Source organism: Adlercreutzia equolifaciens (genome assembly GCF_029076695.1).
GTDB classification, from domain to species: Bacteria; Actinomycetota; Coriobacteriia; order Coriobacteriales; family Eggerthellaceae; genus Adlercreutzia; species Adlercreutzia equolifaciens_A.
Genome location: NZ_JARFIK010000001.1, coordinates 1,199,355 through 1,214,264, shown reverse-complemented (window position 1 = coordinate 1,214,264; position 14,910 = coordinate 1,199,355). Strand labels below are relative to the sequence as shown.

At 62.5% G+C, this 14,910-nt stretch carries 14 protein-coding genes; 1 reads left to right on the top strand and 13 read right to left on the bottom strand.

From position 1 onward, the window contains the following. Positions 1-39 precede the first annotated feature (39 nt). From PZH32_RS04845 to PZH32_RS04830, 4 genes are read right to left on the bottom strand one after another with little or no spacing between them, the layout of a single operon-like run. On the bottom strand, positions 40-1,092 hold the full coding sequence (locus PZH32_RS04845) for a galactose-1-phosphate uridylyltransferase (protein ID WP_275206556.1): 1,053 nt from the start codon (positions 1,090-1,092) through the stop codon (positions 40-42). After that, positions 1,089-2,426 carry a galactokinase gene (locus tag PZH32_RS04840; RefSeq protein ID WP_275206555.1) on the bottom strand — a complete coding sequence of 446 codons (1,338 nt, stop codon included), beginning with the start codon at positions 2,424-2,426 and terminating at the stop codon, positions 1,089-1,091. The genes PZH32_RS04845 and PZH32_RS04840 overlap by 4 nt, the downstream gene beginning before the upstream one ends. Beyond that, positions 2,404-4,386 (bottom strand): glycoside hydrolase family 2 protein, encoded by a 1,983-nt coding sequence (locus PZH32_RS04835; protein WP_275206554.1) that lies wholly within the window; start codon positions 4,384-4,386, stop codon positions 2,404-2,406. The genes PZH32_RS04840 and PZH32_RS04835 overlap by 23 nt, the downstream gene beginning before the upstream one ends. A 15-nt stretch (positions 4,387-4,401) precedes the next feature. Next, entirely contained in the window at positions 4,402-5,022 is a 621-nt protein-coding gene (locus PZH32_RS04830; protein ID WP_275206553.1) for a TetR/AcrR family transcriptional regulator, read from the bottom strand. Positions 5,023-5,408: 386 nt separating this feature from the next. Here PZH32_RS04830 and PZH32_RS04825 point away from each other — a divergent pair, with 386 nt between their 5' ends. Then, positions 5,409-6,524 carry an endonuclease/exonuclease/phosphatase family protein gene (locus PZH32_RS04825; protein ID WP_275206552.1) on the top strand — a complete coding sequence of 372 codons (1,116 nt, stop codon included), beginning with the start codon at positions 5,409-5,411 and terminating at the stop codon, positions 6,522-6,524. 125 nt (positions 6,525-6,649) lie between these two features. Here PZH32_RS04825 and PZH32_RS04820 read toward each other — a convergent pair whose 3' ends face one another. The 9 genes from PZH32_RS04820 to PZH32_RS04780 form a co-directional block, all read right to left on the bottom strand. Beyond that, the gene (locus PZH32_RS04820) at positions 6,650-8,212 is read right to left on the bottom strand and encodes a fibronectin type III domain-containing protein (protein WP_275206551.1); all 1,563 of its coding nucleotides are present in this window, start codon (positions 8,210-8,212) and stop codon (positions 6,650-6,652) included. Positions 8,213-8,486: 274 nt separating this feature from the next. Next, positions 8,487-8,774, bottom strand: coding sequence for a 50S ribosomal protein L23 (gene rplW / locus PZH32_RS04815; RefSeq protein ID WP_275206550.1), 288 nt, complete (start codon positions 8,772-8,774; stop codon positions 8,487-8,489). Then, positions 8,774-9,400, bottom strand: a complete 627-nt coding sequence (gene rplD, locus PZH32_RS04810) for a 50S ribosomal protein L4 (RefSeq protein ID WP_275206549.1) — start codon at positions 9,398-9,400, stop codon at positions 8,774-8,776. The genes rplW and rplD overlap by 1 nt, the downstream gene beginning before the upstream one ends. A gap of 34 nt (positions 9,401-9,434) precedes the next feature. Then, the gene (gene rplC, locus PZH32_RS04805) at positions 9,435-10,055 is read right to left on the bottom strand and encodes a 50S ribosomal protein L3 (protein WP_275206548.1); all 621 of its coding nucleotides are present in this window, start codon (positions 10,053-10,055) and stop codon (positions 9,435-9,437) included. 13 nt (positions 10,056-10,068) lie between these two features. Next, positions 10,069-10,377, bottom strand: a complete 309-nt coding sequence (gene rpsJ / locus PZH32_RS04800; RefSeq protein ID WP_275206547.1) for a 30S ribosomal protein S10 — start codon at positions 10,375-10,377, stop codon at positions 10,069-10,071. A gap of 33 nt (positions 10,378-10,410) precedes the next feature. Continuing rightward, a complete protein-coding gene (fusA, locus tag PZH32_RS04795; RefSeq protein ID WP_275206546.1) occupies positions 10,411-12,528 on the bottom strand; it encodes an elongation factor G in 2,118 nt (705 codons plus the stop codon). A 14-nt stretch (positions 12,529-12,542) separates the two neighbouring features. Continuing rightward, positions 12,543-13,013: a 30S ribosomal protein S7 gene (gene rpsG, locus PZH32_RS04790; protein ID WP_275206545.1), complete on the bottom strand. Its 471-nt coding sequence runs from the start codon at positions 13,011-13,013 to the stop codon at positions 12,543-12,545. A gap of 102 nt (positions 13,014-13,115) precedes the next feature. Beyond that, positions 13,116-13,487 carry a 30S ribosomal protein S12 gene (rpsL, locus tag PZH32_RS04785; RefSeq protein WP_275206544.1) on the bottom strand — a complete coding sequence of 124 codons (372 nt, stop codon included), beginning with the start codon at positions 13,485-13,487 and terminating at the stop codon, positions 13,116-13,118. Between the two features lie 200 nt (positions 13,488-13,687). Further along, complete coding sequence (locus PZH32_RS04780; protein WP_275206543.1) at positions 13,688-14,899, bottom strand: M20/M25/M40 family metallo-hydrolase; 1,212 nt, start codon at positions 14,897-14,899, stop codon at positions 13,688-13,690. Positions 14,900-14,910 lie beyond the last annotated feature (11 nt).

Below are 14,910 nucleotides of genomic sequence, written 5' to 3'. Positions count from 1 at the left end.
TTCTCAGCGCCTCTGCCCCGCTGACATGCCAACTCATCGCTAGCTCACCGCCCCCAAAGCCGCCAAGAAGCGATCCCACCCTGCACGGCCGGCATCGTTCTGCTTGAACACGCCCGTGGCGCAAAGCACCTGATAGAACCCTTGGCTGGCCTCGTCCTTCACATCGGGCAGTTCTTGAGCCAGACGAGCGGGCAGAATGGCGCGGCCCATAATCTCGATAAGCCCGATGTTCTCCTTCTTAATATGGAAGAGCGACTCGTCGGGATGGAAGAGCCCGTAGGGGCGCTCGGCCGTGGTGCGGTTGTTGCGCAGCACCAGGTCCAGTACGTAGTCGTCGCCCTCGCGCCAGACGATGGGGTTGAGCGTGTTGTGGGGCGTGGATTCGGTAAATGCCCGGATGGCGCAGGCGGGATCATCGTAGGTGCGCCAGGTGCGGATGATCGATGCCGCCGCATGGCTGAGTGCCTCGCGATCGGTGCTGCGCAGGCGCATGACCGAGGAGGGCCAGCGCACGATGGCGACGTGGACACCCGGGGCATCTTTCAACGTCACGATGCGCTCGAGTGGTGCATCCATCAGGGGAAACCGGTAGCGACCGCCCTGGAAATGATCGTGACTCAGCAGAGAGCCGCCCACAATGGGCAAATCGGCGTTGGAACCGATGAAATACGCGGGGTAAGCGTCAACAAAATCGAGCAGCCGATCGACCGTTGCAGGCTCGATGCTCATGGGTCGATGCTCCGACGCCGACACAATCAGGTGCTCGGGAAAATAGCCATAGGGCGAGTACCACCAGGCCCAGGACTCGCCACCTAGCGGCACCACACGCGCCGGATCGCCCGAGCGTACCAGCCGCGCCGCATCGGCATCTACCAACTCCCAGCACAAATCGCAGGCTGTCGGCGACGTCGAGGCGCTCCCGCTGCTCGACTGCGCAGCCGCTTCACGGTGCGCCGCTGCGGCTATGGCCCGCGGATCCTTCTCGGGCTTCGCCAAATTGATGGTGATGTCCAGCACGCCGGCCGGCGTTTCGGCCTTCCACTGGGGATTATCGCGCCAGACCGTAGGCGGCTTCAAAAGCGGCGCTGTCACAGCCCGCGCACCGCCCACACGCCCGCGCCGCCGACGGCTACCACTTGACAGGCCTCATAGCCCAGCAGACGATTCATGGCCGCCACGAAATCGTCCACCTCTCCAAGCGGCACAAAGGCCAGCACCGAGCCGCCGAAACCGCCGCCATGGATGCGCCAGGCGCCCTTCTCCTCCAGCAAGTGGGCGCACAGGCTCTGGATGACCATGGCCGGCTGACGCGTCTCCGAACCTGGATCGCGCAGCGAGACGTTCTGAAGGAACTGGGCCGATGAAGCGCCGGAAAGCCGCACGTTCTTCAGGAAGAGCGAGAAATCCCCAGCCTCCAAAGCCGCCCGCTGGGCATTGACGCGCTCAACCTCGTCGAAGTAATGCAGGGCGCGCATGGTGCGACGGTCGCCCAGCGCGCTGCGCACTGCCGCCAGCTGGTCGAGCAACGCCTCAGCCGTGGTATCGCCCAGGCGTGTGACGCCCAGCATGTTCGCCACCATGCGCATATCGGCCGGAATGGCCGAGAACTCGTCCTGATGCAGCGAGTGATCATGGCGGCTATCGATAAGCACCGTGGCGTAGCCATAGGCTGCCGTATCCAGCTCCAGCGCCTCTACCTGCGGAATCTCGGGGGCAAAATCGATGGTCACCACACCGCCGCAAGCACTGGCCAGCTGATCCTGGGGGCCGCAGGGCTTGCCGAAGTAACGCTGCTCCACCTGGACGGCAGCCAGGGCCACATTCACCGCGTCCAGGGGGACGGGCGTTCCCGCTTGAGCCAGTTCGACGGGCACTGATGGGTTCTCCGCCGCTCCATTCCGGGAAGCGCTCTCCTCAGAGGCAGGCCCACCGAACAAGCCCTCCACCAGGGCTCCCATCATCACCTCAAAGGCCGCGGATGAGGAGAGACCGCACCCGGGTGGCACGTCGGAGGTGGTCACCGCATCGAAGCCGCGCACGGTGCCGCCGGCGCGCACGTAGGAAGCCACCATGCCGCGCACCAGCGCCGCCGAGGATTCGCGTTCCACGGGATGCGGCTCCAGCCAGGTGGGATCGTCCAGCTCGATGACATCGGTGCCGAAACCGTCCATCACCACGCGAATGCGCGGCAGGCCGTTCTCGGCTGCCAGACCCCACGTGCGCTCGTCAATGGCTCCGGAAATAACGCGACCGCCCTGATGGTCCACATGGTTCCCCGCTATTTCCATGCGCCCGGGCGCCGAGGCCAGCACGAAGGACGCCTCCAGATCCTGCTTGCGCTCACTGGCAAAAGCCTCGTCAAACTGGCGACGCAGCAGGGCCAGCTTCTCGCGCGCCTGGCACTCAGCCGGGGAAGTCGTGGCCATAGGAGTCCTCCTTGAGTTTGTTTACCCGTCGATCATAGGTTAGCAGACCGTTGACCTCTTCCTCCACATCGGAAAGCTGGGTGTAAACAAAGCAGCTCAGCCCCTGGGGCTCAAGCGACTCCGCGGCGGCCAACTGCGCCCGAACCGCCTCACGCCACGAGGGCAAATCGCCGAACACGTCATAGCCGTAGCTTTCAGCGAAGGCGCTGTGGCCCTCAACGCGGAAAACCGCGCCGCCGAACTCCGAGATAGCGAAGGCCCGCGCGCCGCTCCGGGCTGCGTAGCCCTGCAGCTTCCGCGGGTCGTCGCGATACACCTCAAGCGGGCGAAAGTAGTTGTGCACGCTGAGGAAATCGCCGCCGTGCTGGTCGTACCAGCCGCTGACGCTGTCGATGGGCCGCGTCGGATCCAGACCGTGCACCATCTCGGCGGCCGCCAGGGCATCGAACTGCCCCCAGGCCTCGTTGAACAGCACCCAGGTTACCACCGAGGGGTGGTTGCGCAGATGGGCCACGGTATCCCGGCATGCCTCGGTCCACTGCTGCCGATAGCGCTCGTCGGCGGCTCCCAGTTTTTCCTGATGACGCGGCACGTCGTCGCGGTAGCTTCCCCAGCTTTGGCGAAACAGCGTAGGCTTGTAGCTGGTTTCCCAGGCGCTCAACGGACCGCCGCCGGAAACCATGTCCTGCCACACCAGCATACCCAGGCGATCGCAGTGGTAGTACCAGCGGTCAGCCTCCACTTTCAGGTGCTTGCGCAGCATGTTGAAGCCCGCGTCCTTCATAGCCACAATATCGTGCACCAGAGCCTCATCGGCAGGGGCCGTCATCAGGCCGTCGGACCAGTACCCCTGATCGAGCACGCCCCGCAGCAGAAGCGGACGCCCGTTAAGGAAGAAGCGCGCCGTGCCCGCCCGATCGCGACGCACTGCCACCGTGCGGAACGCCGTGTAGCTGTACACCACATCGGCACCGAAGCGCACAGTCACACCGTACAGATAGGGGTCGTCAATCTCCCAGCGATGCGGATTGGGCACGGGAACGACCACGCGTACGCGCCGGCGCACAGGAGGTTCCTCCCCTGCCGCCAGCGTCCCATCCGAAGGTCGCTCGGTCACCGGCACCGCACCCTCTTCAACTGGCACGGTAGCCGAGGACACGGGAAGGCCCTCGGCATCGGCCACGTAGACGCGCAAGAGCCCTTCCTGGCCGTTAACATCCACGTCGACCACCAGCTGCCCCGCCTCGGCATCGGGATGCAGCACCAGCTGCTCCACCCAACGCTCGGGCACCACTTCCAACCATACGGGCTGCCAGATGCCGCTTTGGGCCGTATACCAAATACCGCCCGGCTCCAGCTTCTGCTTGCCGCGCAACTGGGTGCCGGTATCGCTGGGATCCCACACGCACAGCGCCACCACCGCTTGGCTGCCGTAAGAGCCCACCAAAGCGCCGGCTTCCCCCTCCTCGCGGGACGTCGCACCGCGAGTCAGGGCATCGGTTATGTCGAAGGAAAAAGGAAGGTAGCCGCCCTCGTGGGTGCCCACCACCCGCCCGTTGACGCAACAGGCGCAGGCGAAGTCCACCGCCTCGAAATGCAACAGGCAGCGCTCGCCCGGACGCAGGGCGTCCACCGTAACGCGCCGCACGTACCAGAGAATCTCATCGGGTTGCAGCGTGCGCCCCACCCCGGACAAAAGCGATTCGGGCGAAAAGGGCACCAAAATGCGGCCGTCAAAGCTATCAGGCGGCGTCATGGTGCGACGGGCCCCCATGGGCATGATGGCGTAGTCCCACCAGCCGTTGAGCGAGGTAAAGCGCTCGCGGGCAAACTGCGGGCGCGGATGCTCGGCTCGCACGCAGGCGGGATCCAGCTGCTCGCCCCAGGGCGTGAGCAAGGGGCACGGCTTGCCCGTTTCGTGCTTGCGCGGGGCGCTGGCCAGCACCCGCTTCAAATCCATGAAAGGCGGAGCGGCCTAGACGGCCTGGTCGATGTGAAGCGTCTGGGTGATGATATCGATGAGCACGTCGTCGTCGGCATCGGGATGGGTGCGCAGATAGCCGGCCATGCCTACAATGAGCACGTAGAACGTCTCATAGAGGTGATCCATGTCCTGACCGTAGTTCGTGGCCTCGTCGACGGGGTGCTTCGTCATGAACTCGGCACCATGGGCAGCAAAGCGATTCAGGAAATCCAGGTACAGGGCGGCGTTTTCCTGGGTGCTCAGCGCCATGCGGAAGGTGTTCTTCTCGAAGAGCACCATGCGCATAATTTTCACCATGCTGCGCAGCGAGCTTTCGATGTCCTGCTGATGACGCCCCTCGTCCCAGTGCTGAAGGGCCTCCAGGAAGTCGGCAATGTACTGATCGAGCACGGCCGAGGTAACTTCTTCCTTGTTCTGGAAGTAGTGGTAAAACAGCGAGCGCGTGACGCCCACGTGATTCGTAATGTCCTGAATTGAGGTGTGGGCCAGGCCCTTCTCCTCGTACAGCTCGCGGGCGGCTACGACAATTTCGTTGCTGCGCTTGGCCGTGTCATTACTCCGGAGCACCTCTCGCGTGGTTACACCGCGAACGCTCTTCCCATTGTCTTGCATGGCCCATCCTTTCGTGCAGCAGCCCGTGAAATACAAAAAGCCAAGGCCGAAGGCCGAGGCAATCCCCGAAGGGCTTTTTTATAGGCGATGGTGAAACCATACGGCGAACGGGGCCTCTGCATCCGTCGCGTTGGCCTGCTGTTACCAAATTGAGGGAAACTAGCAACGAAGTATTCGCAAAATAACGCCTCAAGCAGCACTTTCCTTAGAGTTTGGTTTAAGTTTGACAACGCGACAACCTCGTGAATCGATCGACCAGGGGAACCACGGTGCGGACAGCAGCGCCTACTGTCGCAGCGAGCCGAGCCTATCGCCGCGCTATCTCCCACACCGAACCCAGGCGCCCTCGCGTACAATAGCAGCAGCATTCAAGAGGAAGGACAGCCGTGGCAAGCAAGGTTCTCAAAATTATCGTCGGTATTTTGGCAGCGCTTATCGTGGCAGTGCTCGTCTACGTCGGCTACGTTATGTTCACCTACGACCGCCTAGATGACTCTCTGCCACTGGAGGTCGAGGCTCCCGCCAATGGCGCCGCTCTTCACGAGTCAGTGGCCGTCGATAGCGCCACGGAGTTGGTCGTTGCCACAGCAAACCTGGGCTTCGGCGCCTACAATCCCGCCTTCGACTTCTTTATGGACGGCGGTACGGGCTCCGTGGCTGCCAGCGAGCAGGTGGTGCGCGACGACATCAACGGCTCGGCCGAGGCCCTGAACGCCCTCAGTCCCTCGTTCCTGCTGCTGCAGGAAGTGGACGTCGACGGCACGCGCAGCCACCATGTGGACGAATACGCCCTGCTGCGCGACGACTTTCCCGCCTTCGCCTCAGTGTTCGCCCAGAACTATAACTCTGCTTTCTTGGCGTGGCCCCTCTACGCGCCCCATGGAGCCAACCGCGCGGGCCTCGTTACCTTCTCGCGCTACGCCGTCACTGACGGGCTGCGTCGCAGCCTGCCCATTTCCGAGGGTTTTTCCAAGTTCCTGGACCTGGACCGCTGCTACTCCATTTGTCGCATTCCCACCAGCAACGCCGTCGAATTGGTGCTGTTCAACGTGCACCTTTCCGCATACGGGGCCGACGAGTCCATCATGGCGGCCCAGCGCTCCATGCTCTACGAGGATATGAAGCGCGAGCGCGATGCGGGCAACTACGTCATTGCCGGCGGAGACTACAATCATGACATGATCGGCGTTTCGGGCGACGTCTACGGCAACCAAGTGGAAGCAGTGGAAAGCTGGGCGAAGCCCTACGACTTCGCCGGCGTACCCGAGGGCTTCACGGTGGGCTGCAAGGCCAAGCTGGACGAGGAAGGCCTAGCCGAGTTCGACGACGCCGCCACCTGCCGCGACGCCGGGCGCCCCTACGACGGCACCAACGACCGCTGGATCATGGACGCCTTCATCTACTCCGACAACGTTGAATGCACTGACTACGAGACCCTCGACTTGGATTTCGCCTACTCCGACCACAACCCCGTCGTCATGAAGTTCCGCCTTAAGGGGTAAGGAGACGCCGCGTTATAACGCGGGCATGTAACAGCAAAAGCATCCGCCGTGCCTTTTGGCGTACAAGCAAGGAGGACCATCGCTTTCGATGGTCCTCCTTCGATATACAGAGCTGCAGACGCGAGCTACTTCGTCTTCACTGCTCGTGGTTTTGACCAGGTACTGAAATAGTAGCGGCTGCCAATTTTCTTGTAGGTGCGCATAGTTATGTAGTAGGTCTTCTTCGCTTTCAGATTCTTGATGGTCACCGAAGACGACGCGGCCTTCTTGACCACGCGGTACACCTTCACCTTGGAGGCCGCTTTATCGGTGCTCACGCGCACTTCGTAGCCCGTGAGCAGCTTCGACTGGCCCGAGCGCTTCTTCCATTTCACCGTGAGGCTCTTCTTGCCAGATTTCAACGCCACGCTCTTCACGTTCTGGGGATTGATGCGGAACGTGCAAGTCAGCTGGCCCGAGTAATTTCCCTTGCCCGTGGCTACCAGCGTAGCCATGCCGATGGCCTTGTTCTTCCGGTACGACAGCGTGTAATCGGTGCCAGCCTTGAGCGTGTGGCCGGCCACATGGATGGCGTACTGGGGCTTGATGGCTGAGCCAGTATAGGTGTACTCGTATTTCGCTTGCTCGATGTAGCCGTTGTCAATGGAGTAGCCGCGCTGTGCCGTATAGGTGGCCGCCGTGTTGGCCGGAATGGCCGTGGTGGCGAACACATCGCCGAACTGATTGACCCACTTACCCGTGGCACCCTGCAAATACCAGGGGTTAGGAGCCGGCAACACGTTGGCAAAACTACCCTTGGCCGGCACTTTGATGGTGGTCAGCACGGTGCTGCGCGACGGGAACAGATTATCCATCTTGGGCGTTTTCGCCAAGTTGAACGTGGACAGATCAAGCTCGGCCATGCTGGCGCAGCCGCTGAACATACCGCTCATGTCCGTCACCTGCGCCATATCGAGCTTAGCCAAGTCCATGGAGGTGCAGGCCGTCATGTTGGCAAACCAATAACTGGTGATGTGCGGCGCGATGACGTCCTTCACCACCAGTGCGGTCACCTTACTGTCCAGCGAGCTTTTCCAGGCACGGCAAACGCAATGAGCCGTGGGCACCATTTCGTTGCACACAAAGCCAGTCTGAGTCTCCACCGGCGCGCCCAGGGCCGGATCGGCCTGAGAGCCTCGCTGCAGAACCACCGTGTAGGTGTCGGTCGTACCGTTTCGGTAATAGAGGGCGTACACCTCGTTCGCTAGCACGGCGGCAATTTGGTCCTCTACCGACTGGGACGGGCTCGATCCGCTGCCAGGCGTAGTGTCCGTCCCACCACCGGGACGAAGTCCGTTGATGAAGTCGGACAGGCCCGGAATATCGTTGGGATTGAAGTTGCCGACACCCGGCAGGTGCGGGAAGTTCGGCTTCTCCGTGGTGCCTGAGCCGGCCGGCGTTGTCGGCTGATCGGCCGAAGGGCTGTCGGACGACGAACCATCGGAGCCAGACTGATCGCCCGAAGACGCACTGCCCGCATCACCCGCAGCAGGCTGATTGGCAGTGGGCTCATCAGCCCACGCTTCAGAGGCATCGGCAAGAGCGCCTGCGGGAACCAGAGCCGCGCACAAAAGCAGCGACATCATAGCCGCCATCAGCTTCTTCCCCGGGAATCCTCCCGTTCGTTTCGCCTTCGAGGTGTTTTCCATGGCGCGCTCCTCCCCGCTGGTCGGCTGCTGCAAACGTTTCATTGATGCAATAGTATTCTAACGCAGCAAAATTAAGTGTCGTCCTTTAAAGCGCAAGCGGCGAAACTTGTGCCCCCGAAAGAGGCACCGCTATGGCCTCAGCAAGCCACGCCACCAACATCTCCGTCCTCAAGCGCGGCCACCTCCCCCGCTCCCCCATTCCAAGCCCCCAGAGCAAAGAAAAGCCCCCGCCTCAGCAGAGACGGGGGCTTGCTAGCTTAACGCTCGAGTTCGCTTAGGAAGCGAAGATCTCGATGGTCTCGCCCTCGGCCAGGGTAACCATGGCCTTCTTCCAGGTGCGGGTGCGACCCTCCTGGTAGCGGACGCGCTTCGGCTTGGACTTCACGTTCAGGGTGTTCACCTTGACCACCTTGACCTTGAAGATAGCCTCGACGGCCTGGCGAATCTCAACCTTGTTGGCGTCCTTGGCCACCTCGAAGGTGTAGACGTTGTTCTCCATGGCGTCGTAGCTGTGCTCCGTGATGACGGGGCGGATGATGACCTCGCGGGGATCCTTCTGCATTATGCAAGCACCTCCTCGATACGCTTCAGGCACGGCTCGGCGATGACGAGGGCCTTGTTGTCGACCAGCTCGTAGGTGTTGATATCGCCCACCGGCAGGATGTTAACCTCGGGGATGTTGCGGAAGGAGAGGAAGGCCTCGATGTCCTCGTTGCCGATGACGACGCAGATGCGCTTGCCTTCCAGACCCAGGGCCTTGATGAGGGCCACAGCGTCCTTGGTGCGGGGCTTCTCGAAGTCCATGTCCTTCACCACGACGAGCTCGCCGTCAGCCAACTTGGCGGAGAGAGCCGAGCGCATGGCCAGCTTGATCTCCTTCTTGTTGACCTTCTGGTCGTAGCTGCGGGTGTGGGGACCGAACACGGTACCGCCGCCGGCCCACTGGGGAGCGCGGATGGTACCCTGACGGGCACGACCGGTGCCCTTCTGACGCCACGGCTTCTTGCCGCCGCCGCGGACCATGCCGCGGGTGCGCGTGTTGGCAGTGCCCTGACGCCAGGATGCCTGCTGCGCCTTCACGGTGCGATGCATCACAGGCACGTTCGGCTCGATGGCGAACACGGCGTCGTTCAGATCGACCGTGCCAGCGGCAGCGCCCTTCACGTCCTTAATCTCAATGGTTGTCATATCTATGAGCTCCTTGTAACTTCAGCTTCTTAGGTTACGCCATGCGAACGCGCACGATGCCGTTCTTGCCGCCGGGGACAGCGCCCTTGACCAAAATGAGGTTCTGGTCCTCGTCGATGCGCACGACCTCGAGGTTCTTCACGGTCACGGTGTCGCAGCCCATGTGGCCGGGAAGGCGCAGGCCCTTGAACACGCGGGACGGGGTGGCGCACTGGCCGACGGAACCGGGAGCGCGGTGGAAGTGCGCACCATGGCCGCCCGGGCCGCCGCGGAAGCCGTAGCGCTTCATAACGCCAGCGAAGCCCTTACCCTTGGACGTACCGGTGACGTCCACCTTCTTCACCTCGGCGAAAGCGGCGACGGTCTGCTCGTCGCCCACCTTGTACTCAGAGGCGTTCTCCACGCGCACCTCGCGCAGGTAGCGCTTCGGCTCAGCGCCCTGCTTGTCGAAGTGACCCTGCATGGGCTTGTTCACACGACGGGGCTTGATGTAGCCGAAGCCCATCTGCACAGCCTCGTAGCCGTCGGTGTCGACCGTCTTCACCTGGCACACCGTGTTCGGCTCGGCCTGGATGACGGTAACCGGGACGATGCGGTCCTGGTCGTCGAAGATCTGGGTCATGCCGATCTTCTTGCCGTAGATAGCGTTAATCATGTCCCAAACCTCCTTACAGCTTGATCTCGATGTCAACGCCAGCAGGGAGATCGAGGCGCATCAGGGAGTCCACGGTGTTGGGCGTGGGCTCGAGGATGTCGATCAGACGCTTGTGCGTACGCATCTCGAACTGCTCGCGGGAGTCCTTGTCCACGTGGGGCGAGCGGATGACGCAGTACAGGTTGCGCTCCGTCGGCAGCGGAATAGGACCGGAAACCTTGGCACCCGTCTTCTGAGCGGTATCGACGATGAGGCGCGTGGACTGATCCACGATCTCATGATCGTACCCCTTCAGGCGGATGCGAATCTTTTGACTAGCCACTTACTTTACCTCCAAATGAAGTGCGGGGACGCCTTAGGCGTTGCCGCCGGCCTTGCTGATAATCTCGTCTTGCACGGACTTGGGCACCGGCTCGTAGGAATCGAACTGCATGGTGTACACCGCGCGGCCCTGAGTGCCGCTGCGCAGGTCGGTTGCGTAGCCGAACATGTTGCCCAGCGGAACCTTGGCCTCGATGACCACGGCGGAACCGCGCTGCTCCTGGCCCTGAATGAGGCCACGGCGAGACGGGATGTCGCCCATAACAAAGCCCGTGTACTCCTCGGGGGTTTCCACCTCGACGGCCATGACCGGCTCGAGGATGACCGGGTTGGACTTGCGCAGGGCGTCCTTGATGGCCATGGAGCCGGCCACCTTAAAGGCAGCCTCGGAGGAGTCAACGTCGTGGTAGGAGCCGTCGATGAGCTCGACCTTCACGTCCTCCACGGGGTAGCCAGCCAGAACGCCGGAGTTCAGCGCCTCCTGGATGCCCTTGTCGATGGAGGGGATGTACTCCTTCGGCACCACGCCGCCCACGATCTTGTTGACGAACTCGTAGCCCTTGCCGGCCTCCTGCGGGTACATGTTGATGACCGCATGGCCGTACTGGCCGCGACCGCCGGACTGACGCACGAACTTGCCCTCGGCGTTCATGACCTCGTGGCCCGGACGCTCGCGGTAGGCAACCTGGGGCTTACCCACGTTAGCCTCGACCTTGAACTCGCGCAGCAGACGGTCGATGATGATCTCGAGGTGCAGCTCGCCCATGCCGGCGATGATGGTCTGGCCGGTCTCGTGGTTGGTGGACACGCGGAAGGTGGGGTCCTCCTCGGCCAGCTTCTGCAGAGCGATGGCCATCTTGTCCTGCTCGGCCTTGGTCTTGGGCTCCACGGCAATGTCGATAACGGGATCGGCGAACTCCATGGACTCCAGGATGATGGGGGCGTTCTCGGCGCAGAGGGTGTCACCAGTGGAGGTGTCCTTCAGGCCCACGACGGCAACGATGTCGCCGGCGGACACGGCGTCGATGTCAACGCGCTGGTTGGAGTGCATCTGCAGCAAGCGGCCGATACGCTCCTTCTTGTCCTTCGTGGCATTCAGCACGTAGCTGCCGGCATCCAGGTGACCAGAGTACACGCGCAGGTAGGTGAGCTTGCCCACGTAGGGGTCGGTCATGATCTTGAAAGCCAGAGAAGCGAACGGCGCCTTCGGATCGGCGGGACGCTCCTCCTCCTCGCCCGTCTCGGGGTTGGTGCCCTTGATGGGCGGAATGTCAACGGGGGACGGCATGTAGTCGACCACGGCGTCGAGCAGCTCCTGCACACCCTTGTTCTTGTAGGCGGAGCCCACGAACACGGGGTTGATCTGGCAGGCAATAACACCCTTGCGGATGGCGGCCTTCAGCTCGTCGACGGAGATCTCCTCCTCCATGATGACCTTCTCCATGAGCTCGTCATCGCAGTCGGCAGCAGCGTCCAGGAGCTCCTGGCGATACAGCTCGGCGTCCTCGAGGAACTCGGCGGGGATGGCATCCATGGGCTCGGGGTAGGTCATGCCCTTGTCATCGGCCTTGAAGTCCCAAGCGGTCATGGTAACCAGGTCGATGATGCCCCAGAAGTTGTCCTCGGCGCCCATGGGCAGCTGAGCGGCAACGGCGGGGGCGTCCAGACGATCGCGCATGGTCTGGATGGCGTGGATGAAGTCGGCACCCACGCGGTCGTACTTGTTGATGAAGGCGATGCGGGGCACGCCGTAACGCTCGGCCTGGCGCCACACCGTCTCGGACTGGGGCTGCACGCCGGCAACGGCGTCGAACACAGCCACGGTGCCGTCGAGCACGCGCAGGGAGCGCTCCACCTCGGCCGTGAAGTCCACGTGGCCGGGGGTGTCGATGATCTGGAAGCGGTACTCCTTGCCGTCGGCCTTGCCGCCGGGGTACTTCCAGAAGCAGGTGGTGGCAGCGGCGGTAATGGTCACGCCGCGCTCCTGCTCCTGAACCATCCAGTCCATGGTGGCAGCGCCGTCGTGCACCTCGCCGATCTTGTGGGTCTTGCCCGTGTAGTAAAGGATGCGCTCGGTCGTGGTGGTCTTGCCTGCATCAATGTGGGCCATGATGCCGATATTGCGCGTGTCCTTCAGATCGATTTTAGCCATTTATATCACCAGCCCTAGAAGCGGTAGTGCGAGAACGCACGGTTGGCTTCGGCCATCTTGTACATATCCTCGCGCTTCTTCACGGCAGCGCCGGTGTTCTCGGAGGCGTCGATGATCTCGTTGGCGAGACGCTCGCGCATGGTGTGCTCCTTGCGCTTACGAGAGAAGTCGACGATCCAGCGGATAGCGAGGGTGGTGGCGCGACGGGAGTTGACCTCCATCGGCACCTGGTAGGTAGCGCCGCCCACGCGCTTCGGCTTGCACTCGAGGGTGGGGCGCACGTTGTCCATGGCCTTCTTGAATACGGTCAGCGGATCCTCGCCGGTCTTCTCCTGGACCAGGTCGAAAGCGCCGTAAACGATGTTCTCGGCGATGGACTTCTTGCCGTCAAGCAGGACCTTGTTGATGAGCTGCGTGACGAGACGGTTGTTAAACTTTGCGTCCGGCTGCGTTTCGCGGCGGACTGCTGCTGCACGACGCGGCATTAAGTTCTCCTTTTTTCTTCTGCGCGCTTCGGGGCCTCTTGCCCATTAGGTCGGTTGGGGCTTCCTACCCTGACGTTACCGGCCCGCGCGTCTTAACGAACGTTATTTGGGGCGCTTGGCGCCATAGCGGCTGCGAGCCTGCTTGCGGTTGTCCACAGCGGCGCAGTCCAGCGTGCCACGGATGACCTTGTAACGGACACCAGGAAGGTCCTTTACACGACCACCGCGGATGAGCACCATGGAGTGCTCCTGGAGATTGTGGCCCTCGCCGGGGATGTAGGCCGTAACCTCCATACCGTTGACGAGACGCACACGGCAGACCTTACGAAGAGCCGAGTTCGGCTTCTTGGGGGTGGTGGTGTACACGCGAGTGCACACGCCGCGCTTCTGCGGGTTGCCCTTCAGAGCCGGGGTCTTCGACTTGTCGACCGCCTTCTTGCGGCCCTTGCGGACCAGCTGATTAATTGTAGGCAAGACTCTTTTCCTTTCCTTTATCCACGAGCTTACACTGCACAAAACAAGCGCCTCTTAGAGGCGCGAGGGAGCATATTACGGGTGTTTCAGCCGTGTGTCAAACGCCACGCACCCGGGCGTATCCATACCCCTCGGCGAGCGGCACAAAACGTTCACAAATAGCGAAAGCACCCGCTAATTGACCATGACGACGAAAACGCTTACCCCGCGTATTCGGCGATGATGGCCTCCACGTAGCGGGCCATGGCTTCCAGGTCCTCTACTAATATATATTCGTCGACGGAATGGAAGTTCGTCATGCCGATACCCAGGGTGATGGCGTCGGCCCCCTTAGTGCCCAGCACGTTGGCGTCGGCGCCGCCACCGGAGATGGCGTGACGGGGCTCCAGGCCGGCCGCGCGGGCCGCTGCCTCCAGGTGCTGCACGATGGCATCGTCGGCCGTGTGCACCACGGCGAGATAGTCCACCGTCCAAGCAATGTCCACGGAACCGCCGAACTGGGCGGCCGCCTCCTCAAGGGCGCGGGTCATGGCGTCGCGCTGGGCCGTCACGCGATCCTCGTAGAGCGAGCGGCACTCCCCTTCCAGCTGGCAGGCGGCCGGCACGATGTTCACCGCCACGCCGCCTTCGATATGCCCTACGTTGGCCGTCGTGCACTCGTCGATGCGGCCCAGAGGCATGGCGCCCACGGCAGCGCTAGCAATTTGAATGGCCGACACGCCGCACTCGGGCTCAACACCCGCGTGGGCTGCGCGACCGGAAATAGTCGCCCGCAGGGTAAAGTGATAGGGCGCGCCCATGATAATGGTGCCCGGCGCACCGTCGGCATCGAGCACGAACAGCGGCACCGCCTGGGTCCCATCAAGGAGCCCCTGGCACTCCGTACCTCGAGAAGCCGCAGGCAAATCGGCCGGCCACACCAAGGCATCCTCCGCCAAGGCCGAGGAGCCCAGCAGGCTCTGTTCCTCGCAGGTGGTCAGCAGCACGGTCAGGTCGGGCCGCGGCGCACTGGACTCGACCACCGAGCGGACGCCCTCGAAGATAGCGGCAATGCCCGCCTTGTCGTCAGCGGAAAGAATGGTATCCCCCGCCGAGCATACGGCCGCCACCATGCGGCAGGTGACGTCGTCGCACACGTGGCGCTGCTCGATAACGGCCTCGATGCCAGCGCAGGGCTTCACCGTGTCCATATGCGCGGAAAACGCCACGCGCCCCGGCACCGTACCTGGCAAATGCGCAATAAGGTTGCCCGTATCGGACCCCGTCTCGCGAGCTGAATCATCGAAGGTCACCGCGAACCCCAGATTTGCCAACTGCTCGGTGCAGTAAGCCGCCATGGGCGCCTCATGCCACGAGGGGCTCTCGATGGGGATCATTTCCAAAAACGAATCAAGCACACGCTGCGGGTTCATAGGGGTTCCTT

Excerpts from the sequence above, each read along its gene's own strand:
- PZH32_RS04840 (WP_275206555.1), bottom strand. The coding sequence starts at position 2,426 with ATGGCCACGACTTCCCCGGCTGAGTGCCAGGCGCGCGAGAAGCTGGCC.
- PZH32_RS04835 (WP_275206554.1), bottom strand. The coding sequence starts at position 4,386 with ATGGATTTGAAGCGGGTGCTGGCCAGCGCCCCGCGCAAGCACGAAACG.
- PZH32_RS04830 (WP_275206553.1), bottom strand. The coding sequence starts at position 5,022 with ATGCAAGACAATGGGAAGAGCGTTCGCGGTGTAACCACGCGAGAGGTG.
- PZH32_RS04820 (WP_275206551.1), bottom strand. The coding sequence starts at position 8,212 with ATGGAAAACACCTCGAAGGCGAAACGAACGGGAGGATTCCCGGGGAAG.
- rplW (WP_275206550.1), bottom strand. The coding sequence starts at position 8,774 with ATGCAGAAGGATCCCCGCGAGGTCATCATCCGCCCCGTCATCACGGAG.
- rplD (WP_275206549.1), bottom strand. The coding sequence starts at position 9,400 with ATGACAACCATTGAGATTAAGGACGTGAAGGGCGCTGCCGCTGGCACG.
- rplC (WP_275206548.1), bottom strand. The coding sequence starts at position 10,055 with ATGATTAACGCTATCTACGGCAAGAAGATCGGCATGACCCAGATCTTC.
- fusA (WP_275206546.1), bottom strand. The coding sequence starts at position 12,528 with ATGGCTAAAATCGATCTGAAGGACACGCGCAATATCGGCATCATGGCC.
- rpsG (WP_275206545.1), bottom strand. The coding sequence starts at position 13,013 with ATGCCGCGTCGTGCAGCAGCAGTCCGCCGCGAAACGCAGCCGGACGCA.
- PZH32_RS04780 (WP_275206543.1), bottom strand. The coding sequence starts at position 14,899 with ATGAACCCGCAGCGTGTGCTTGATTCGTTTTTGGAAATGATCCCCATC.